This window comes from Actinorhabdospora filicis (genome assembly GCF_030269765.1).
Taxonomy (GTDB): domain Bacteria; phylum Actinomycetota; class Actinomycetes; order Mycobacteriales; family Micromonosporaceae; genus Actinorhabdospora; species Actinorhabdospora filicis.
On record NZ_BSTX01000003.1, the window covers coordinates 878,572 to 897,903 of the forward strand.

Genomic DNA, 19,332 nt, shown 5'->3' on the forward strand with positions numbered 1-19,332 from the left:
AGCCGGTGCCGCGCTGCGGACGGGCGTTCAACCCCAGGTGCCGGGGCGGCTCACACCCCCGGCACCCTCAACTGACCGAACCGCTCACCCGGCCGTTCACCAGGTCCCGTACAGCCCCGGACTCAGCCACCCCGGCGCGGCCTCGGCGAAGCCGGGCAGCACCGGCGCGCCCTCGGGCACGATCCCGGCCAGCCCGCCGGTCAGCACCGTCAGGTCGTGCAGGTTCGTCTCGTGAACCAGCTTGCGCTCGCCCGGCATCGCGCCGATCACCACGCGCCCGCCCAGGCCGCGCCGCTCCAGCGCCTCCAGGGTCAGCGCGGTGTGGTTGAGGGTGCCCAGGGCCGCGCGCGCGACCACCACCGGCTCGGCGGCCAGTGCGGCGCACAGGTCGGCGGCGGTCCAGCCGTCCTCGCCGAGCTGGACGAGCAGCCCGCCCGCGCCCTCGACGAGCAGCAGGTCGGCCTCGGTGCGGCCCGCCTCGGCGACGACATCGGCCATGCGCAGCGCGGGCAGTCCCGCCACGCGTGCGGCGGTGTAGGGGGCCAGCGGGTCGGGATAGCTGACGAGAGTGCGGGTGGCCGCCCCGGACAGGCGCGCGATGTCGCGCGCGTCGTCATCGTCGCCGGTCTGCGCGGGCTTGAGCACCGCCACTCGCAGTCCCTTGGCGAGCGCGGCGGCGGCGATCGCCGCCGTTACCACCGTTTTGCCGACACCGGTATCGGTACCGGTCACGATCAGGGTCCTCACGGCCTCGCCTCCACGATCGCGGCCACCGCCGCCTCGAACACGTCCCGCTCGATACCGGCGTTCACCGTCAGCCGCAGCCGCGAGGAACCGTCCGGAGTGGACGGCGGCCGGAAGCAGCCGACCGCCACGCCCGCCTCCCGGCAGCGCGAGGCCCACGCCACCGCGCCCGCCGCGTCCGGCGCGGGCACCGACAGGACCCCCGCCGCAGGGGCCGGCACCCCCAGCGCGGAGGCCGCGAAGGCCGCCCGGTCGGCCACATCACCGCGCAGGGCGGCGTCGGCGGCGGCCAGGTCGAGCGCGGCGTGCGCGCCCGCCGCGACCGCCGGCGGCAGCGCGGTGTCGTAGATGAAGGTGCGCCCGGTGTCCACCAGGTGCCGCCGCAGCGACGGCGGGCCCACGACCACGCCACCGGCGGCGCCCAGCGCCTTCGACAGGGTCGCGGTCACCACCAGGCCCTCGGCGCCCGACAGGCCCGCCGCGGCGACGCCACCGGCGCCGTCCGGGCCGATCACGCCGAGCGCGTGCGCCTCGTCCACCACCAGCAGCGCGCCGTGGCGGCGGCAGACCTCGTACAGCTCCGGCAGCGGCGCCAGATCGCCGTCCACCGAGTACACCGACTCGATCAGCACCACCGCTCCCGGGCGCAGCATCGCCTCCAGCGCCGCCGGATCCGAATGCGGCGCGACCTCCGCCTCGATGCCCGCCAGGCGGCAGCCGTCCACGAGGGAGGCGTGCGCGTGGGCGTCGCGGATCAGCGGCGTCCGCGGCCGGCACAGCCCGCGCACCACGCCCAGGTTCGCCAGATAGCCCGAGGAGTACACCAGGGCCGCACCGCCCAGGACCTCGCCCAGCCGGGCCTCCAGGTCCTCATGGACGCGCGTCGAGCCGCGCACCAGCCGCGAGCCCGTCGCGCCCAGCCCGAACGCGTCGAGCGCCGCGCGGGCGGCGTCCAGCACCACCGGATGCCGCGACAGCCCCAGGTAGTCGTTCCCGGCCAGATCGACCAGCGCGTCACCGGCCGCCCGGTGCGACAGCGACCGCGACAGGCCCGCCTTGGCCCGCAGGTCCGCCTTGCGCTCCAGGATCGACCACGTCATCCGATGACCTCGGACAGCGCCTCGTCCAGCGCGCCCACCAGGATCTCCGCCTCGTCCATCGACAGCGCCAGCGGCGGCATGATGACGATCGCGTCGCCCAGCGGCCGCAGCCACACCCCGCGCTTCTTCGCCGCCTGGCACACCCGGAACCCGGTGCGCTCGCCGAGCGCGGCCACCTCGACGGCCGCCATCACCCCGAGCCGCCGGACGTTCGTCACCCCCGGCCGCGCGGCCAGCGGCGCCAGCAGCTCGCCGAAGCGCTCGCCGAGCGCGCTGACGTGCCCGAGCAGGTCCCGTTCGCGCATGAGGCGCAGGTTGGCCAGCGCCGCCGCCGCGCACAGCGGGTTGGCGGTGTAGGTGTGCCCGTGGAAGAAGGTGCGGGCCTCGGCGGGCGCGCCCAGGAAGGAGGCGTACACGTCGTCGGTGGCCAGTACCGCCGACAGCGGCAGGTAGCCGCCGGTGAGGCCCTTGGCGGTGATCAGCAGGTCGGGGACGATCCCGGCGTGCTCGGACGCCCACATGCGCCCGGTACGCCCGACGCCGGTGGCGACCTCGTCGCAGATCAGCAGCGCGCCGTGCCGGTCGGCCAGCTCGCGGGCGGCCTTGAGGTAGGACGCGTCGTAGGTCAGGATCCCGGCGGCGGCCTGCACCATGGGTTCCACGATGATCGCGCTGACGTCGTCGCCGTGCTCGGCCATGATCGCGTCGAGCGCCCTGATCGCCTCGGCGGCGGCGTCGGCGGCCGACACGCTCGCCCGGTCGTAGACGGCCGGGGAGGGCGCGGCGAGGGTCTTCAGCAGCAGCGGCTTGTACGTGGCGTGGAACAGGTCGATGCCGCCGACGCTGACCGCGCCCAGGGTGTCGCCGTGGTAGGCCTCGGTCAGGCGCACGAAGAGGGGCCGGGCCCGCCCGGACTGCACCGAGTGCTGGTAGGCCATCTTGATGGCCGCCTCGACGGCCGAGGAGCCGTCCCCGGCGTAGAAGACCTTCGACAGACGGCGGTCGCCGCGCGGGGCCACCGACAGCAGCTCCTCGGCGAGCTCGATGGCCACCGGATGGGTCGAACCGAGGAACGTGGCGTGGTCGAGACGGCCGAGCTGCTCGCGGATCGCGTCGTTGATGGCCGGCTCGCCGTGCCCGAACGTGGTCACCCACAGGGATGAAACGCCGTCGAGGTAGCGCCGGCCGTCGGTGTCGTAGAGCCAGGCGCCTTCGGCGCGCTCGACGACGGTGGGTTCGTCACTGAGCCAGACACTGTGCTGGGTGAACGGGTGCCAGACGGATGCCGCGTCGCGTGCGAGCCATTCGGCGGTGCTCATGGACCCTCCGTTTGTAGGTTTCATACGACCTTGTTTGGAGGGTACGGTAGATCAGTCGATCTGAGGATGGCGGATCCCGGGGTGGCCCGGCGGCAGCGAGCGCCGCAGGACCCACCAGGAGATCGCCAGGCAGGCGGCGATGAGCGGCCAGGTCAGCGCGACCCGGGTGACGGCGAGGGCCTCCACCCACCCCAGCCACCACAGCGGGACGAAGACCAGGAGGCGGATCAGGTACTGGAACACCCACACGACGCTGGCCCGGTTGTAGGCCCGCAGCAGGGCCGGATCCTTGCGCCAGCGGGTCTTCTGGCCGAGGGCGGCACCGGCGATCAGACCGAGGAAGGGCCACCGGACCGCGATGGACACCAGCCAGGCGAGGGCGCTGGCGCCGTTGGACAGGATCTGCAGCAGGAAGAAGTCCTGCGCGCGCCCGGTGTACATGGCGATCAGTCCCGCGCCGCACACTCCGAGCAGTCCGATGAGCACCGCGCGGGGGCGCGTTCCCCGGCGCAGGCGCCAACCGGCGACAATGGCTCCGGTGACGAGCGCGGCCAGGACCCCCAGCCCGATCGAGCGACCGGAGACGAGCCATCCCACACCGAAGGCCAGAGGCGGTAGCGTGGCGTCGATCGCGCCCGCGCGTCCGCCGAGGAGCCTGGCGAGCGAGTCGGGTCCTTCGAGGTCGTGGGCACTCACCCGCACACCGTCCCTGTCATTGACAGCAGAGTATTGATCGCATAGCTGAGGTTAGGCAAGCCTAAAGGTTCACCCCGGTCACGGCCAGTGTCCGGGGCCACTGTGAAGATCCATTCGGAGATGGCAGGATGCGCAGATGCTCGGTACCAAACGCCTGACCGACCAGGAGCTGGACGATCTCATCGCCCGGCTCGGCGGCGTGGACTTCGGCCGGTGGCGGGAGTCCGATGTGGTACGGGCCATGGAATCCCTCGGCTGGGAGCTGCACCGGGGGAAGGCCGGCGAGGAGGGTCTGGGCGCGCTGCGCGCCGAGACCGGGTACACCACGGGTTCGGCCTTCGCCGACATGGTCCCGACCCAGGCGAACATCAAGACCGACGCCGAGTACTACGCCATCGAGCTGATGATCCTCAAGTCGGCCGAGCGCGGCAAGGCGGGTGAGGAACACCGGATGATCGTATTCCGGCAGATCCTGCGCCGCATCCTGGGCGTCCTGGGCGCGCCGGACATCCGCGGCGGCGACGGCGGGCCGTGGGTCCGCTGGCGGGACCCGGTCGCCACCCTCGAACTGCACCTGCGCCGCTTCTACGGCGGGGTGAGCCTGCGCATCCTGGCCACCGACGCGATGGAGGCCCTGGAAGCGCGCAACATCGTGCACGGCGACACCTCCGGCTGGCGCGCCTACAGCCGCGCCGAGGCCGAGCTGCCGACCGAGCCGGTGGTCAAGGAGATCGCCGAGTTCGCCGACCGCCTCACCGGCTGCATCAACGACATGGCCGGCGACGTCCCGATCATGGACACCGCCGCCACCCTCATCCTGCGCACCAACGACTGGTCGGGCCGCTTCGTGCAGACCATCGTCGACGGCTCCATCCGCGTCGAGGCCAGCGCCGCCGTCCGCGACCCCTACCGGGGTGGCCTGGGACGCCTGGCCGACCTCGGTTTCCGCCCGCCCGGCGGGGGAGTGCCGACCTGGTCGCGGACCTTCGACCAGGGCACCCGGGCCGATGCGGCGGCGGCCGCCCACATGCTCGTGGACGGCCTCCAGCTCTTCGGGATCGACGACCTCTTCGACATCCAGTACGACGGCTTCACCGCCGACGGCGAGCGGCTCTACCTGCCGGTGCTGGGCATCGCGGGCCGGTCTGCTTTCTAACCCTGGCTCTGTCAGCCTTGGCCCTGTCAGCCCTGGAACTTGGCGATGCAGTCGGGATGCATCCACACGTTGATGTCGGGTGAGCCCTCCTGGACCTGCTCATCCTTCACCGGGTCCTGTCGGCTGACCAGGCAGCTGACCTTGTCGGCGTTTTCGTCGGGCAGGTAGTTCGCCTTCGAGTTGTGCGTGGTCAGGTAGTTGTCCACGCTCTTCTTGTCCCAGCCCACCATGCCGAGGATCTTGAAGGTCTTACCCGCGGGCGGCTCCTGCGAGGCTCCGCTGTGGTCGTCGCCGTCATCGTTCCCGTTGTTGCCGGGGTCGGCCGAATCGTTGGTGTTCGGTTCCTCGCTATGGTCGCCGCCGCCCGGATCCGGGTCGCCCCCGTTGTTCGCGCCCTGGTTCTGGCCCGGGCCCCCGTTGGCCCCGTTGTCGCCGGGGGTGTCACCCTCGCGGGTCACCAGGTACAGCACCAGCGCCAGCACCGCCACACCCGCGATCACCGCCAGCACGGCGGTGCTCAGCCCGCCCTTCTTGCGCGGCTTCTCCGGCGCCTTCACCGGCGGCGCGGGCGGCGCCACGGGCACCTTCGGGGCGACCTTCGTCGGCGCGGCCGGGGCCACCACGGGCGGCTTCTTGGGCGCCTGCGCCGAGGCCTTCACCCGCTGCTTCGGGGCGATCGGCGCCTTCTCCGTCACCGGCAGGCTCGTGGCCGGCTTGGTGACCGCCGCCGAGCCCTTCGACTTCGGCATGAGCTGACGGGTCTTGGCCATCAGCGTCGTCTTGGCCACCGCCAGCGACGCCGTGGTCTCGCCCTTCGGGATCATCCCCATCATGGCGCGCCCGTAGGCCGCGCAGTCCGGCCAGCGGTCGGCGGGCTTCTTGCGCAGCGACTTCAGCACCGCCGCCGCCATCGACGACGGCAGCCCCTTCGGCAGGTCCGGCACCGGGTCCTTCAGCTGCTTCACCGCCACCGAGATGGGGGTGTCGCCGTCGAAGGGCAGCTCGCCGACCAGGCAGCGGTAGGTCACGATGCCCAGGGAGTACTGGTCGCTGGCCGGTACCGGGCGCTCGCCGGAGACCTGCTCGGGCGACATGTAGTACGCGGTGCCGATGACGGTGCCGGTCGCGGTGAGCGTCATCGACATGTCGTGGCGGGCGATGCCGAAGTCGGTGAGGACGACCGTCCCGTCCTCCTGGACGATCAGGTTGTCCGGCTTCACGTCGCGGTGGATGACCCCGCGCTTGTGGACGGCGTGCAGCGCCTCGGCGGCCTGCGCCATGATCGCCGCGGTCCGCTCCACCGTCAGCTTCCCCTCCTCGCGGAGGATGTCGCCCAGGGAGCGGCCCTCGATGAAGTCCATGACGATGTAGGCCGAGGCGCCCTCCTGCCCGAAGTCGTAGACGCGGACGACGTTGGCGTGGTGGATCTGGGCGATCGTGCGGGCCTCGGCCTGGAAGCGCGCGGCCTGGTCGGCGTCATCGCGCAGCGACTCGTGGAGCATCTTGACCGCGACGGGCCGCTGGAGGCGCAGATCGGTGCCCCGCCACACCTCGCCCATGCCTCCGGCGCCGATGCGCTCTTCGAGGCGGTAGCGGTCGTCGATCGTCTTCGTCATCGGCGTGTGCTCCCCCAGGCCGTCGGTCGTGAACTCGCCACACGATAGACGGATGCGGTCCGTGAGGGAGCGGTCTACTTGGGCGGGCAGACGGTGCCCGCCGGTGGCGTGGTCAGCTCCAAAAGGTACCCGTTCACCGCCGCCGTGACACATGCGGTCTTCGGGTAGGCGGTGTGCCCTTCCCCTTCCCACGTCAGCACTTCGGCGTTACCCAGCTGAGCTGCGAGTTTGCCCGCGTTGACGTAGGGAGTGGCGGGGTCGCCGGTGGTGCCCACGACGAGGATCTCCGGGCCGCCGGAGGACGCGCCGGTCGGATAGGGGGTGCGTGGCGCGCGCCACAGCGCGCACGGCAGCAGCGACAGCGCCAGGGGAGCGCCGAACATCGGGTACTTTCCGCGCCATTCGCCCTGGTAGGCCCGAACCTGGTCGACGGTCTCGGTGGTGGCGTCGTCGGAGCAGGTGACCGCGCTGAACGCGTCGGTGGAGTTGTCGTAGGTCCCGGTGCCCGACCGTCCCACGTAGTTGTCGGCCATCTCGAACATCAGGGACGGCTTGCCGGCCGCCGTCTGCGTCAGCCCCGCCGCGAGGTAGGGCCAGGCCTCCTCGTCGTAGAGGGCGGCGACCACGGCGGTGAGCACCCACCCGGCGGTGGCCACGCGCCCGTTCGCGCCGGACGGGGGCCGCGCCTCGACGGAGGCGATGAGGTTCATGACGTACTGGCGCGGGTCGTCGCCCATGCCGCACGTGCTCGCGTTGGTCTTGCACCACGCGGCGAAGGCGTCGAAGGCCTTCTCGAAGGCGGCCGCCTGGCCCTCGCTGGACGTCACGTCGCTCTCACCGGGGTCGACGGCGCCGTCCAGCACCGCCGCGCGCAGGTTCTGCCCGTTCTGCTGGGCGTAGATCGAGCCGAGGAGGGTGCCGTAGGAGAACCCGAGGTAGGACAGCTTGTCATCGCCGACGGCGGTGCGGATGGCGTCCATGTCGCGGGCGGCCTGCACCGAGGCGAAGTGCGCCAGGGAGTCGCCGTACTTCTGGTAGCAGGAGTCCACCGCGGCCTTCTGCAGCGCCACCAGGCCGTCGAAGGCGCCCTTCTCGACCGGGTCGGGGGTGTAGCCGTTGATGGCGTCCTTCTCGCCGTCGGCGATGCACTCCACGGGCGTGGACCGGCCCACGCCGCGCGGGTCGAAGCCGACGATGTCGAAGCGGGAGAGGATCTCCTTCGGCAGCGACTTGGCCAGGTAGATGGCGAAGTCCACGCCCGAGCCGCCGGGCCCGCCGGGGTTGATCACCAGCGAGCCGATGCGGTCCTTCTGCGACTTCGACTTGGTGCGCACCAGCGCCAGGTCGAGGGTCTCGCCGCCGGGGGTGTCCCAGTCGGCGGGGACCTTGATGGTCGCGCACTCCACGGTGGTGTTGGGGACGCCGTAACGCTCCTGGCAGGCGCCCCATTGCGCGGCGGGGGTGGTGCCCTCCGGCGAGGAGAAGGTGGCGGACTGGTGCGTGCAGGCCGCCAGCAGCAGCGCGGCGGTCGCCGTGACGGCGATGCGGAAGGTGCGTCCCCGGAACATGGCGCACAGCCAATCACACCGGTCACTCGTGACACACGAGACACGCGTTTGACAGATCGATTCTGGATAGGTAGTGTCTAGGTTATGAAGATGAACGAGGGCGTCGAGTGGGCACTGCACAGCTGTGTCAACCTCTGCTGGGTCGGCGACACCGCCGTCCCGGCGAAGCGACTCGCCGCCTTCTACGAGCTGCCGCCGGCCTACCTGAACAAGCAGATGCAGGCGCTGGTCCGGGCCGGGATCCTGAGCTCCACCTCCGGCCCGCGCGGCGGCTTCCGGCTGGCCCGGCGGCCCGAGCGGATCACGCTGATGGACGTCGTCACCGCCATCGAGGGTCCCGAGGACGCCTTCCGCTGCTCCTCGATCCTGGCCGACTCGCCGGTGGGGGAGTCCGGGCACGACTACGCCGGATCCTGCTTCATCTCGATGGCGATGTCGAAGGCCGAGATCGCCTGGCGGCGCGAACTGGCCGCCACCACCATCGCCGACCTGCGGGACCGGGTGGCCAAGGGCTTCCCGGAGTCGGTGGAGAAGATCGCCCGCGAACTGGCTTCTTAGCCCGTGACGTCCCCTTTCGGGGCTTTTTCCGGCGCTTAATTCTGGACACTAGATATCGAGGAATCATGGCTGTCTTGACGCTCACCCGCCCCGCCGCAGCCGGGGCCGCCCGCACCCTCGCCCCCGCGCCCCTGCTGATCCTGGCCACCGCCCCCATCGCGCTCAGCGCCAACAGCCCGGCCCTGATCCTGCCCACCCTGGCCACCGACCTCGGCGTCGGCGCGGCCACCGTGTCCTGGCTCGTCACCGCCTTCGGCCTGGCCGTGGCCGTCGGCGCGCCCCTCATGGGCGGCCTCGCCCGCCGCTTCGGCGTCCGGCCCGTCCTCTACCTCGGCGGAGCGCTGACCCTGCTGGGCACCGTCCTGGCCGTCCTCACCCCCTGGTTCGGGCTCCTCATCGCCGCCCGCGCCCTCCAGGCCCTCGGCGGGGCCGCGATGGTCACCTCCGCGATGAACCTCTCCGGCGGGATCCCCCGTCGCATGGGCGCCATCACCGCCGGATTCGGCGTCGTCGGCGCCTCCGGGCCGCTCCTGGGCTCGGTCATCACCCAGCACGCCGGATGGCACCTCGTCTTCGCCGTGCAGGCCGTGACCGTCCTCGCCGTCCCCGTGCTCGCCCGCCACGCCACCGCCCCGGTCGGCCGCGGCGCCTTCGACGCCACCGGGGCCGTGCTGCTCGCCGCCCTCGTCACCGGACTGGTCTCGCTGCCGCACCTGCCGATCGCCGGGCTCGCCGTCGTCGCGATCGCGGTCGCCCTGCTCGTCCCGCACATCCGCCGCCGCCCCGAGGGCTTCGTGCCGCTGGCGCTGCTGCGCAGCCGGGCCTTCCTGGGCGCCGCCGGGCTGACCCTCGCGCTGTCCACCTCGTACTTCGGGCTGCTCTACGCCGTCCCGCGCATCCTGTCCGCCCGCACCGACTGGGCCGCCGGCCTCATCGGCACCGGCCAGATGCTGGCCCTGATGGCCGGATCGGGCATCTCCTTCGTGCTGGCCGCGCGGTTCGTCTCGCCCGTCGTGGTCGCCGCCATGGGCGCCGCCGCACCGCTGCTCCTGCTCGCCCCGCCCGCGCTGGCCTTCGCCGCCGCGACCATCGGCGTGGCCGCCAGCTCCACCGCCCAGGCCGTTCTCGGGGTCCGCGCCATGCGGGCCGCCCCGGAGGCCATCCGCCCGGCCGCCATCGGCCTGTTCAACCTGTTCTTCCAGCTCGGCGGGGCCTTCGGACCCACCATTGTCGTCATGCTCATCGCCGCTTAGAAGGAGATCACCGATGACCCACCGCATGAAGCGCTTCCTGAACCACTCCGAGGCCGCCTACCAGGCCTGGCTCGCCGTCGAGCAGCACGTCCGCTCCGCCGGTGTCCCGCACGCCACCCTGGAGCTGGTGAAGCTGCGGGCCAGCCAGATCAACGGCTGCGCCTTCTGCCTCGACATGCACGCCCGGGACGCCCGCGAGCACGGCGAGAGCGAGGTCCGCCTGTGGACCCTGGCGGGCTGGCGCGAGGCGCCCTACTACACCCCCGCCGAGCGCGCGGCCCTCGCGCTGACCGAGGCGATGACCCTCCTGGACGCCCACGGCGTCCCCGACGAGATCTGGGACGAGGCGGCCGCCCACTTCGAGGAGGCGCAGCTGGCGGCCCTGGTGGTGGGGATCGTCCAGATCAACACCTGGAACCGGGTGAACGTGGCCCTGCGGGTCCCGCCGATGACGAAGATCTGAGCACGCGCGAGAAAGGCCCGGCGTTTCGCCGGGCCTTCTGCCGTTCCAGGGCTATTTCAGGACGCTCCACAGCACCCGGTTGACCGGCGTCGGCACGTCCTTCGCCTCGCCCAGGCGCACCACCGCGCCGGTCCAGGCGTCCAGTTCGGACGGCAGCCCGGCGATGATGTCGCGCTGGAGCGAGGTCGTGCCCTGCTCGGGCTGCGCGTCCAGGAACGCCAGGGTCGAGGCGGCCACGTCGCCCAGGTCCACCCCGTGCGCGGCGGCGACCGCGCCCACCTCGGCGTAACCGTCGGCGAGCACCCTGCGGGTGTCCGGGTCATCTCGCAGCTCGCCGAACGCGGCCCCGGTGACCGCGCCCAGGCCGCCGGTGGGGGCGATGAAGGCGAACTTCGCCCACAGCTCCGACCAGATGCCCGGCGAGACGCTCGCCCGCGCGCCGACGGCCTCCCGCAGCGCCTCCGCGCGCGGTGAGGAACCGCCGTCCCATTCGGCGAAGGTGAGGACCCCGCCGCCGACGTGGGCGATGACGCCCGGCCCGTCGATGCGCGCGATGACCCGCGCGACACCCGGCAGCACGTGCTCCCGGCCGACCGCGGCGGCCACCGCGTCCGGCGCCTCGACGCCGTTCTGGGTGGTGACCACGGCGGTGTCCGGGCCGATGAGCGGCTTCAGGTGCGGCAGGACCGCGTCCAGCTGCCAGGTCTTCACGCACAGCAGCACCACGTCGGCGGTACCCAGCTCGGCGGTGGAATCGGAGGCGCGCACACCCGTCACGGCCATGTCCCCGTCGGGACTGCTCACCCGCAGGCCGCGCGTCCGTAGCGCGTCGAGATGCGCGCCCCGCGCCAGGAACGCGACCTCATGCCCGGCCGAGGCCAGGAGGGCGCCGAAGTAGCCGCCGACGCCACCGGCGCCGATGATGACCGTCCGCATGGGGGCTCCTTTGGGTGGGGGAACGAGCTTCCCCCGGAGCGGGGTGGGGCGGCAATGAGGGATGGGTCACGCCAGCGCGGCGGCGCGCAGGCGCGCGGCGAGCGCGGCCTCGGCCGCGTCGTCCAGGCGCGCCATCGCGGCCGGGAAGGCGTCGGCGAGATCGACCAGGACGTCGAGGGCGACCTCCTCGGCGATCGCGGTGGCGAGGGCGCCGACCTTCGAGCGGGCCGAGGCCACGCGCGCGGGATTGACCATGCCCAGCGCGACGGCCGCCAGTTCGCCCGCGGTGAGCGCGGCGCGCGGGTCGAAGGGGCGGGAGGCGTCGAAGCGCCGTTCGTCGAACTCGGGAATCTTGCGCTTGAGGATCGGCCGCCGCCCGGCCGGTAGCCGCGCGTCGGCGCGGACGACGACGCCCTCGGCGAGGTTGCCCGGCAGCGCGGGCAGCCCCAGGGCGCCCGGGACGGTGGTGGGGAACCGGGTCGGCGTCGCGCCCATCTCGGCGCGGGTGCCGCGCGCGAGCAGCGGGACGGCGTCGACGCCACCGGCGGCGGCGATGGCGGCGATCTCGTCGTAGGGCAGGTACTCCGCCGGGTCGCCGACGAGCACGTCGAAGAGCGCGAAGCGCACCCCGGGGCAGTACCAGACGCCGGTCTGCACGGCGCTCACGCCGGGCACGGCGGCGACCGAGGGCGAGGGGTAGGCGCCGCCGTACAGCTCGCCGTACAGGCGCACGGTCCCGCCGCACGCGTGGTGGGCGGCGAGCGCGGTGGCGGTGAGCCGGTCGCGGAGCAGCTGCCAGCCGAAGAAGGGCTCGTCCCCGGCCAGCCACGCCTTGCGCTTGCCGACGCGGGTGAGCGACCCGTCGGTGGCCAGCGTCAGCTGCGCCCCGTGGATCTTCTCGGTGGCGATCCACCGGCCGCCGGTGGTGTCCTGCGCGGCGAGCGCGATCTTGGGGTAGGGCAGGTGCCGCATCGGTCCAGTCTGGACGGTGGCGGTGCCCGCGTCACCCCGGTTTCAGTTGCGCGAGGCCGCCGCCCGCAGCCCCCGCTGGAGCAGCCGCTGGTCGCCCAGCAGCGTCCGCAGCCTGCGCTCCAGGCCCGCGATCGGCGTGAGGTTCTGTGGCGCGCGCGGGTCCTTGTACGGGCTGGACGCCAGGCGCGGCAGCGCCGCCGAGGCGGCGTTGGCCAGCGCGACCACGTCGTCCAGTGGCAGGTCGGCCGAGGCCTCCAGCCGCACCAGCCCGGCGGCGGGCACGTCGGCGCCGGGCAGGCGCAGGTACCAGCTGTAGCGCGCCCAGGAGGTGTCCAGGGCGAAGACGGGGGTGCGCTGCCCGGCTTCGAGGGAGTTGACCAGGCGGCCCAGCTCGCCGGGCAGGTACTGGACGCGGTGGGACTTCACGTAGCCGAGGGCGCGGGCGATGTGCGCGCGGCCGTGGAGGGGGCCGTCGACGATGAGGAGTTCCTCGTCGATGGCGTTGGCCTTGGCGGTCACCGAGATCTCCAGGCCGCGCAGCTGCGCCTGGACGGCGTTGACCAGGTCGGCGGTCTCGCCGCCGGTGACGGGGTGGGACACGTAGACCGCGCCGCCGTGGGCGGTCATGGACGGGACGTCGGCCACCGAGGTGAACAGCCCGTGCATGACCTGCGCGGCGACGAGGGTGGCGCCGTCGCCGGGGGTGCAGCGCACGACTCCGGCGGCGTAGGAGGCGCAGATGCCCGGCTTGGCCTCGCCGTTGTCGTCGGGGGTCAGCCAGAGGTGGGCGTCGAGGCGGCGGACGCCGTCGACGAGGAGGACGGTCCTCAGGCGTGGCTCGGCCACGGCGTCGATGGGGGCCCAGGAGGCGACGGGGATCTCGACCCCGGCGTCCACTTTGGCCTTCGACTGCTGGGCGGTCTCGTCACCGGGGGTAACGTAGCCGGGATCCCAGGCGTCGACTCTGATCCGCACCCGTGGGCCCTTCCTCTCAGGCGATCACTTTCTCGACTCGGGCGCCCGTCGCGTCCTTGGTCACCTCGAAGCGGACCGGGATGCGGTCGGCGAGCGCGGGCACGTGGGTGACCACGCCGACCATCCGGTCGCCGCGCGTCGCCAGTGCTTCGAGGGTGGTCGCGACGGTGTCCAATGTGGACGCATCGAGGGTACCGAACCCCTCGTCGAGCATGATTGACTCCAGCCGTGCGCCCCTGGCCGACATGCCCGACAGCTGCCGGGACAGCGCCAGCGCCAGCGCCAGCGAGGCCGCGAAGGTCTCGCCGCCGGAGAGCGTGTAGGCCGGACGCGCCTGACCGGCGTCGTGGTGGTCGACCACGTAGAACCGGTCCGACTCGTACATCAGGTCGTACTGGCCGCCGGACAGCTCCAGCAGGATGCCCGAGGCGTCCTCGACGAGGATGTCCACCGCGGCGTGCATCAGCCACGACAGGAACTTGCGCGCGCCCAGGTGATCGGCGAGCTGCTTGGCGATCTGGGCCTCCGACTGGCGCACGTCGCGCTGGGCGCGCAGCTCGGCGGCCTGCTCGCGCTGCCGCAGCAGGCTCGCGTGCTGGTACTCGGCGTCGGAGACGGCCTTCGCGGTGGCCGTCAGCAGCACGGTCTCGTCGGCGGCGTCGTGACCGGGCAGGACCTCGCGCAGCGCTGCCACCAGCTGCGCCACCGCGTCGGCGGTGACGGCGACCTCGGTCTGCACGTCGCGGAAGACGCCCTCGGTCTCGGCGAGCCGGTTGGCCGTCCAGCCGGAGAGGTCCTGCCAGGACGCCGACAGGTCGCCCCGGTCGGGACGCGGCGGGTCGAGCCGGGCCACGTGGTCGCGGGCGGTGTCGAAGGCCCGCCACTCGCGCGTCATGCGCTCCTGCACGCCCGACAGCCGCGTCGCGGCCCGCCGCAGCTTCTCGCGGGCGGCGTTGACCGCTTGCCCGGCGGCGGTGAAGGCCGCGCGGTGCCGCTCGGCCTCGGCGAGCAGCCGCTCCACCTCGTCCGGGGACGGCGCGCCGTCCAGCTGCGCCTCGGCGGCGGTCAGCTGCGCCCGCCGCTCGTCCAGCCGCGCCCGGTAGTTCTCCAGGGTCGCCGCGACCGTGTTCGCCTCCTTCTCGGCCTCCTGGAGGGCCTGCCGGGCGGCGGTCACCGCGCGCTCGGCGGCCTCCAGCGCGCCCGAGGACAGCGGCGGCGGCAGGACCGCCACGTCCTGCGAGCACACCGGGCACGCGCGCCCGGCGACCAGATGGGGACGCAGGGCGGCGGCCACGTCGCGGGTACGGGCCTCCTCGCGCTCCTCCTCGGCGAGCTTGAGCCGCTCGGTGGCGGCCAGCCGCAGCGCCGCCCGCTGATCGTGCTCGACGGTCACCCGCGCCACGAGCTCCTCGCCCTTGACGATGTTGGCCGCGATCTTCCCGTGCTCGGCGTGCGCGACCCGCACCGCCAGCAGCCGCGCGGTGTCCACCTCGCCGAGGCTCGCGCGCAGTCGCTCCTCCTCGGCCTCGGCGGCGGCCACCTCCGCCTGCGCGGCGGCGTGCGCCGACTCGGCGTCGGTCGTCTCGCGAACCGTGTCGGCCAGGTCGATCGGCGGGCTCACCGCACGCAGCATCGCCAGCGTCTCCTCGACCGCCGCCAGCCGCTCCCGGGCCGTCCCGGCCGCCGTGCGCGCGTCGCGCAACAGCGGCGTCAGCCCGCGCACCCGGCCGTCCAGCTCACGGGCGGCGTCGATCGCCGCGCCCGCCCCGGCGACCTGATCGTCGGTGACCTCGCCGAGCCGCGTCAGCTGCGCGTCCAGGTTGTCCACCACCGCCCGCGCGTCACTCGCCCGGCGGTTCGCCTCCACCTGGATGCGCTTGTACACGTCCAGGCCCAGCAGGTTCTCCAGGATCTTCTGCCGCTCGGTGTTCTTCGCCTTGAGGAACTCGGCGAACTCGCCCTGCGGCAGCACCACGCACTTGGTGAACTGCTCGAAGGGCAGGCCCGTCACCTCCTCGACCCGGTGGCTCATCTCCGAGGCCGAACCCGCCAGCACCTCGCCGAGCTTCCCGGCGTCCTGCTCGTCCAGCAGCGCCAGGTCCAGGTCCGCCGGGACGCGCTCCAGCCCGGCGTGCGAGGTCTGCGCGTCACCGCGCGCGGTACGGCGCACCACACGCGTGGCGACATAGCGCTCGCCGCCCACCGAGAACACCAGCCGCACCCGCGCCTCGTTCGTCGAGGGCGCCAGCGCGTCCCGGACCGACGTGCCACCCCAGCGGGGGACCTTCCCGTACAGCGCGAAGCAGATCGCGTCCAGGACCGTCGACTTGCCCGCGCCGGTCTGCCCGACCAGCGCGAAGAAGTCGGTGTCGGTGAAGTCGATGGTGGTCGCCTTGCGGAAGGCGGCGAACCCGAGCATGTCCAGTCGCAGCGGCCTCATGAGCTCGCCTCGTCGTAGAGCCGGTCGAACAGGGCCGACACGTCGGCGTCGTCGTGGCCGATGTCGGCCAGGTAGTCCCCGAACAGCTCGCGCGGGGAACGCCCGGCGTGCTGCGAGGGGCCCTTGCCGGAGTCCTTGGCGACCATCGTCGGGTCGATGCGGACCTCCAGCGCGCGCGGGAACATCTCCTGCACCTCCTCGCGCAGGCCGGCGCGCGGCTTCTCCTTCACGTACACGCGCAGCCACACGTCCGGATCGGCCTCGACCGTGCGCAGACCGGCCAGATCACCGCGAATCGTGCGCAGCTTCGCCGCCGAGGTGATCGGCACCGAGCGGATCTTCGCCGGGGTCGACTTCGTGACGTCCACGATCAGCACCGAGGGCTGATTGGCCTCCTCGCCGAAGTCCACCGCGATCGGGCCGCCCGAGTAGTGGATCGGGCACGGGCCCGAGACGCTCTGCCGCCGGTGCAGATGACCGAGCGCGACATAATGGACGGTCGGCGGGAAAATGGTCGGCGGCAGGACGTAAGAGGCCACCGAGTGGGCCTCCCGTTCACCGCCGCCGCCGTGCTCCGACAGCGGCGAGCCGCCGAATTTACCGCCCAGGACGGTCAGGTGCGCGGTGACCAGGTTGACCGCCTCGCCGTCGAAACCCTCGGTGAGCCGCGCGATCAGGCGCTTGACGTGGTCGGCGTAGCTCTGGTCGGCCTCGGCGGCGGTCAGCTCGAACATCTCGGTGGCGCGGACGGCGTAACGCTGCGAGACGAACGGCAGGGCCGCGCACCGCCACGCCTCGCCGTTCTCGGTCGTGCCGGTGATCAGGTGGTCCTTCGCCGAGCCGATCCGGCCGCGCAGGACCACCCCCGCCTCCTCCGCCCAGCCGCGCAGGGCGTGCAGGCTCGCGCCGCTGTCGTGGTTGCCCGCGACCGCGATGACCTGCGCACCGGACTTGCGCATGCGCGACAGCGTCCGGGTGAGCAGCTCAAGGGCCCTCGCCGGGGGAACCGAGGTCTCGAACAGGTCACCGGCCACGATCACCAGATCGGGGGCCTCGCGTTCGGTGATCTCGATCAGCTCTCGCATGACCGCGATCTGCTCGTCCATCCTCGACTGTCCCTTGAGGACTTTGCCGAGGTGCCAGTCCGAGGTGTGCAGGATGCGCACTGCGTGGTGTCCTCACCATGTCGACGCTGGGGGAATGTCGGCCGCGCTAGGGCCTTGACAGCACTGTACGTGCTGCTCGCGGCGGTCGCCGCGCCCCTCACACGGCCGTGAACTCCACCGCGCGCCGAACCGGGTCGGCCGTCGTCAGCCGCACCTTCAGCGGCTCCCCGAGCGGCAGGTTCTCACCCGTGCAGCGCGCCACCACCGCCGGCTCGGCCAGCTGCACCCGGCCCGCCGGACGGTTGTCCTCCACGTCGATGACCACCGCGTCGAACTCCTCGCCGACCCGCTCGGCCAGCAGCGTCGCCTCGACCAGATCGATCGCCGCGCGCTCCACACTTCCGGCGCGTCTACCCGAAACCTGCATCTCCCCGGGCAACCCGGGCAGCTTCGCGCGCACCCACTCCGGCACCTCCTCACCCGCGGCCAGGGCCAGGCACACCTCCGTGGCGTAACGGTCGACCAGCCGCCGCAGCGGCGCCGTCACGTGCGCGTAGGGCGCGGCCACCGCCGCGTGCTCCCGCAACTCCGGCGCCTCGCCGTCGAAGGCGGCGTAACCCGAGCCGCGCAGCAGCAGCATCGACTCCTGAAGGAAGGCCGCGTGCCGCGACCGCGACGGGTCGAGCCGGGCGACCACGTCGCCGTAGCCCTCACCGTCCCGCCACTCCACACCCAGCGCCAGAGCCGTGCGGCGGATCTTCGCCAGGTCCTGCTCGGCGGGCCTCGGCAGCACCCGCAGGACGCCGACACCCCCGTCCAGCATCATCCGCGCCGCCGCCATGCCCGTCAGCAGCGAGATCTGCGCGTTCCACGTCTCGGCCGGCAGCGGGAAACGGAACAGCAGCCGATAGGCCCCGCCCGCGCACACCACCTCCTGCTCCGGCGAGGGCAGGCTCACCCCGCCGCGCGCCCGCTCCAGCGCCCGCCGCCGCTCGCCGACCACCTTCAGCAGCGCCGCGGTGCCCTCGGCCGTACCGGCGTCGTGCGCCTGCTGGACCTGCGTGTAGTCGAAGCGCTCGCGGCTGCGGACCAGCGCCCGCTCGACGTGCGCCTCGCGCAGCTCGCCCGCGCCGTCCAGGTCCAGCCGCCACAGCGCCGCCGGGCGGACCCGGCCCGGCAGCAGGCTCGCCGCGCCCTCCGACAGCACCCGCGGGTGCAGCGGCACCGACCCGTCGGGCAGGTAGACCGTTTCACCACGGCGGTGCGCCTCGTCGTCCAGCGCCGAACCGGGCGTGACGAACCCGCCGACGTCGGCGATCGCGTACCAGACGCGGTGGCCGTCGCCGTGTTCCTCGATGCGCATCGCCTGGTCGAGGTCCATGGAGGTGGCCGGGTCGATGGTGATCAGCTCGACGTCGGTGCGGTCGGCGTAGTCGGGCGGCGGGCGTTTCGCCGCCGCCGCGGCCTCCTGCGCCGCGACCGGCGGGAAGTCCACGGGCAGGCGCATCTCTTCACGGATGCGCGCGAAGCCACCGGCGAGGTCCGGCTGGACCGCGCCGGTGAGCTGAATGTTGCGGCGAGGCATAAGGGTGAGGGTAGGGGAGGGGTCTGACGTAAGCGGTTCAGTCGGGCGGAGCGGGTCAGAGGTGACCGAGCGCCCGCAGGATCAGCCAGAGCATCACCACCAGGACGGCCGCACCGCGTGTGACCAGCGGGACGGGTGCTCCCGGGCGGTCCGCGGCGGCGGCCGCCCGGTGTTCGAACACCACCGGCGAACCCGGCGCGGCCGGGCGTGTCGCGGGCGGCCGCGCCCGCGCCCGCACGTACGCCGTGGTCCAGGCCGCGACCTGCTCGGGGGTGTGCCCGAGGGTGCGCAGGAAGACCCGCAGGACGTCCAGGTGCGGGACGCGCTCGGCGCCCCCGGCCAGGTCGGCGATGGTCTGGCGGGGCAGCGCGCCGTTGGCGTAGCGCGTCCCGTCGGTGTGCCGCCGCGAGCGGCGGCTGATCTCGCTGTAGCTGAGCCCGGAGCCCAGCTTGAGCAGGCGCATGGCCCGCCGCAGCCCGGCGGCGTCGGTGACGTCCTCGGGTAAGGGGCAGTGCGGCGCCGGCGGGACCGGCGCGGGCGCGGCGGGAGCGGTCCCGCCCGCCGCGGCGAGGCGGTGCCGGTACTGCCGATGGACGGCCCGCCACTCGCCGCCGGGCGAGCCGCAGGCGGCGGCGAAGGCGACGGTGATCGCCTCGCTGGGCAGGGCCCGGCCGCGGGCGGCCTGCACGAGGGCGGTGTGGGAACGCCCGGCCAGGCGCGCCATGTCGCGGTACGGCGGGTTCCCCGCCCGCTCGCGCAGATCGCGCAGGCGGGCGGCGAACTCGGCGATGACCGCCTGGGGACTCTCGTCCCGGCGGGTCGTCGTCAGGGGAGGCATCGGCGGG

General features: G+C 73.2%; 17 protein-coding genes. 4 read left to right on the forward strand and 13 right to left on the reverse strand.

Annotated elements, in window-relative coordinates; translation table 11 throughout:
• Positions 1 to 96: 96 nt before the first annotated feature.
• From bioD to QSK10_RS24385, 4 genes are read right to left on the reverse strand one after another with little or no spacing between them, the layout of a single operon-like run.
• Positions 97 to 738: a dethiobiotin synthase gene (gene bioD, locus QSK10_RS24370; RefSeq protein WP_285665419.1), complete on the reverse strand. Its 642-nt coding sequence runs from the start codon at positions 736 to 738 to the stop codon at positions 97 to 99.
• Between the two features lie 5 nt (positions 739 to 743).
• On the reverse strand, positions 744 to 1,844 hold the full coding sequence (locus QSK10_RS24375; protein WP_285665270.1) for an aminotransferase class I/II-fold pyridoxal phosphate-dependent enzyme: 1,101 nt from the start codon (positions 1,842 to 1,844) through the stop codon (positions 744 to 746).
• On the reverse strand, positions 1,841 to 3,163 hold the full coding sequence (gene bioA, locus QSK10_RS24380) for an adenosylmethionine--8-amino-7-oxononanoate transaminase (RefSeq protein ID WP_285665271.1): 1,323 nt from the start codon (positions 3,161 to 3,163) through the stop codon (positions 1,841 to 1,843). The genes QSK10_RS24375 and bioA overlap by 4 nt, the downstream gene beginning before the upstream one ends.
• A 51-nt stretch (positions 3,164 to 3,214) precedes the next feature.
• The gene (locus QSK10_RS24385; protein ID WP_285665272.1) at positions 3,215 to 3,859 is read right to left on the reverse strand and encodes a DUF3159 domain-containing protein; all 645 of its coding nucleotides are present in this window, start codon (positions 3,857 to 3,859) and stop codon (positions 3,215 to 3,217) included.
• Between the two features lie 136 nt (positions 3,860 to 3,995).
• On the opposite strand from QSK10_RS24385, the gene QSK10_RS24390 reads away from it, so the two are divergent.
• Complete coding sequence (locus QSK10_RS24390; RefSeq protein ID WP_285665273.1) at positions 3,996 to 5,015, forward strand: TY-Chap domain-containing protein; 1,020 nt, start codon at positions 3,996 to 3,998, stop codon at positions 5,013 to 5,015.
• Between the two features lie 26 nt (positions 5,016 to 5,041).
• Here the strand turns inward: QSK10_RS24390 and QSK10_RS24395 are convergent, their stop codons facing one another.
• Together QSK10_RS24395 and QSK10_RS24400 are read right to left on the reverse strand one after the other, a co-directional pair.
• Positions 5,042 to 6,631 (reverse strand): serine/threonine protein kinase, encoded by a 1,590-nt coding sequence (locus tag QSK10_RS24395; protein ID WP_285665274.1) that lies wholly within the window; start codon positions 6,629 to 6,631, stop codon positions 5,042 to 5,044.
• A 74-nt stretch (positions 6,632 to 6,705) separates the two neighbouring features.
• Positions 6,706 to 8,199, reverse strand: coding sequence for an alpha/beta hydrolase (locus QSK10_RS24400; protein WP_285665275.1), 1,494 nt, complete (start codon positions 8,197 to 8,199; stop codon positions 6,706 to 6,708).
• 84 nt (positions 8,200 to 8,283) lie between these two features.
• Between QSK10_RS24400 and QSK10_RS24405 the strand changes: the two genes are divergently transcribed.
• The 3 genes from QSK10_RS24405 to QSK10_RS24415 all read left to right on the forward strand — a co-directional run bounded on the left by QSK10_RS24405 (position 8,284) and on the right by QSK10_RS24415 (position 10,473).
• Positions 8,284 to 8,757 carry an RrF2 family transcriptional regulator gene (locus QSK10_RS24405; RefSeq protein WP_285665276.1) on the forward strand — a complete coding sequence of 158 codons (474 nt, stop codon included), beginning with the start codon at positions 8,284 to 8,286 and terminating at the stop codon, positions 8,755 to 8,757.
• Between the two features lie 65 nt (positions 8,758 to 8,822).
• Positions 8,823 to 10,010 carry an MFS transporter gene (locus QSK10_RS24410; RefSeq protein ID WP_285665277.1) on the forward strand — a complete coding sequence of 396 codons (1,188 nt, stop codon included), beginning with the start codon at positions 8,823 to 8,825 and terminating at the stop codon, positions 10,008 to 10,010.
• A 13-nt stretch (positions 10,011 to 10,023) separates the two neighbouring features.
• On the forward strand, positions 10,024 to 10,473 hold the full coding sequence (locus tag QSK10_RS24415) for a carboxymuconolactone decarboxylase family protein (protein WP_285665278.1): 450 nt from the start codon (positions 10,024 to 10,026) through the stop codon (positions 10,471 to 10,473).
• Positions 10,474 to 10,524: 51 nt separating this feature from the next.
• Here the strand turns inward: QSK10_RS24415 and QSK10_RS24420 are convergent, their stop codons facing one another.
• From QSK10_RS24420 to QSK10_RS24450, 7 genes are all read right to left on the reverse strand, one after another.
• Positions 10,525 to 11,409 carry a 2-dehydropantoate 2-reductase gene (locus QSK10_RS24420; RefSeq protein ID WP_285665279.1) on the reverse strand — a complete coding sequence of 295 codons (885 nt, stop codon included), beginning with the start codon at positions 11,407 to 11,409 and terminating at the stop codon, positions 10,525 to 10,527.
• Between the two features lie 66 nt (positions 11,410 to 11,475).
• Entirely contained in the window at positions 11,476 to 12,381 is a 906-nt protein-coding gene (locus QSK10_RS24425; protein WP_285665280.1) for an RNA ligase family protein, read from the reverse strand.
• Between the two features lie 42 nt (positions 12,382 to 12,423).
• Positions 12,424 to 13,356, reverse strand: coding sequence for a hypothetical protein (locus QSK10_RS24430; protein WP_285665281.1), 933 nt, complete (start codon positions 13,354 to 13,356; stop codon positions 12,424 to 12,426).
• Between the two features lie 16 nt (positions 13,357 to 13,372).
• A complete protein-coding gene (locus QSK10_RS24435; RefSeq protein ID WP_285665282.1) occupies positions 13,373 to 15,796 on the reverse strand; it encodes an AAA family ATPase in 2,424 nt (807 codons plus the stop codon).
• A complete protein-coding gene (locus tag QSK10_RS24440) occupies positions 15,793 to 16,962 on the reverse strand; it encodes a metallophosphoesterase family protein (RefSeq protein WP_285665283.1) in 1,170 nt (389 codons plus the stop codon). The genes QSK10_RS24435 and QSK10_RS24440 overlap by 4 nt, the downstream gene beginning before the upstream one ends.
• A 97-nt stretch (positions 16,963 to 17,059) precedes the next feature.
• Positions 17,060 to 18,487, reverse strand: a complete 1,428-nt coding sequence (locus QSK10_RS24445) for an RNB domain-containing ribonuclease (protein WP_285665284.1) — start codon at positions 18,485 to 18,487, stop codon at positions 17,060 to 17,062.
• 55 nt (positions 18,488 to 18,542) lie between these two features.
• Positions 18,543 to 19,325, reverse strand: a complete 783-nt coding sequence (locus tag QSK10_RS24450; protein WP_285665285.1) for a helix-turn-helix domain-containing protein — start codon at positions 19,323 to 19,325, stop codon at positions 18,543 to 18,545.
• Positions 19,326 to 19,332: the final 7 nt, after the last annotated feature.

Coding starts and splice junctions, on each gene's coding strand:
- QSK10_RS24405 (WP_285665276.1), top strand. CDS start 8,284: ATGAAGATGAACGAGGGCGTCGAGTGGGCACTGCACAGCTGTGTCAAC.
- QSK10_RS24425 (WP_285665280.1), bottom strand. CDS start 12,381: ATGCGGCACCTGCCCTACCCCAAGATCGCGCTCGCCGCGCAGGACACC.
- QSK10_RS24400 (WP_285665275.1), bottom strand. CDS start 8,199: ATGTTCCGGGGACGCACCTTCCGCATCGCCGTCACGGCGACCGCCGCG.
- QSK10_RS24420 (WP_285665279.1), bottom strand. CDS start 11,409: ATGCGGACGGTCATCATCGGCGCCGGTGGCGTCGGCGGCTACTTCGGC.
- QSK10_RS24450 (WP_285665285.1), bottom strand. CDS start 19,325: ATGCCTCCCCTGACGACGACCCGCCGGGACGAGAGTCCCCAGGCGGTC.
- QSK10_RS24445 (WP_285665284.1), bottom strand. CDS start 18,487: ATGCCTCGCCGCAACATTCAGCTCACCGGCGCGGTCCAGCCGGACCTC.
- QSK10_RS24390 (WP_285665273.1), top strand. CDS start 3,996: ATGCTCGGTACCAAACGCCTGACCGACCAGGAGCTGGACGATCTCATC.
- bioA (WP_285665271.1), bottom strand. CDS start 3,163: ATGAGCACCGCCGAATGGCTCGCACGCGACGCGGCATCCGTCTGGCAC.
- QSK10_RS24395 (WP_285665274.1), bottom strand. CDS start 6,631: ATGACGAAGACGATCGACGACCGCTACCGCCTCGAAGAGCGCATCGGC.
- QSK10_RS24375 (WP_285665270.1), bottom strand. CDS start 1,844: ATGACGTGGTCGATCCTGGAGCGCAAGGCGGACCTGCGGGCCAAGGCG.
- QSK10_RS24435 (WP_285665282.1), bottom strand. CDS start 15,796: ATGAGGCCGCTGCGACTGGACATGCTCGGGTTCGCCGCCTTCCGCAAG.
- QSK10_RS24410 (WP_285665277.1), top strand. CDS start 8,823: ATGGCTGTCTTGACGCTCACCCGCCCCGCCGCAGCCGGGGCCGCCCGC.
- QSK10_RS24415 (WP_285665278.1), top strand. CDS start 10,024: ATGACCCACCGCATGAAGCGCTTCCTGAACCACTCCGAGGCCGCCTAC.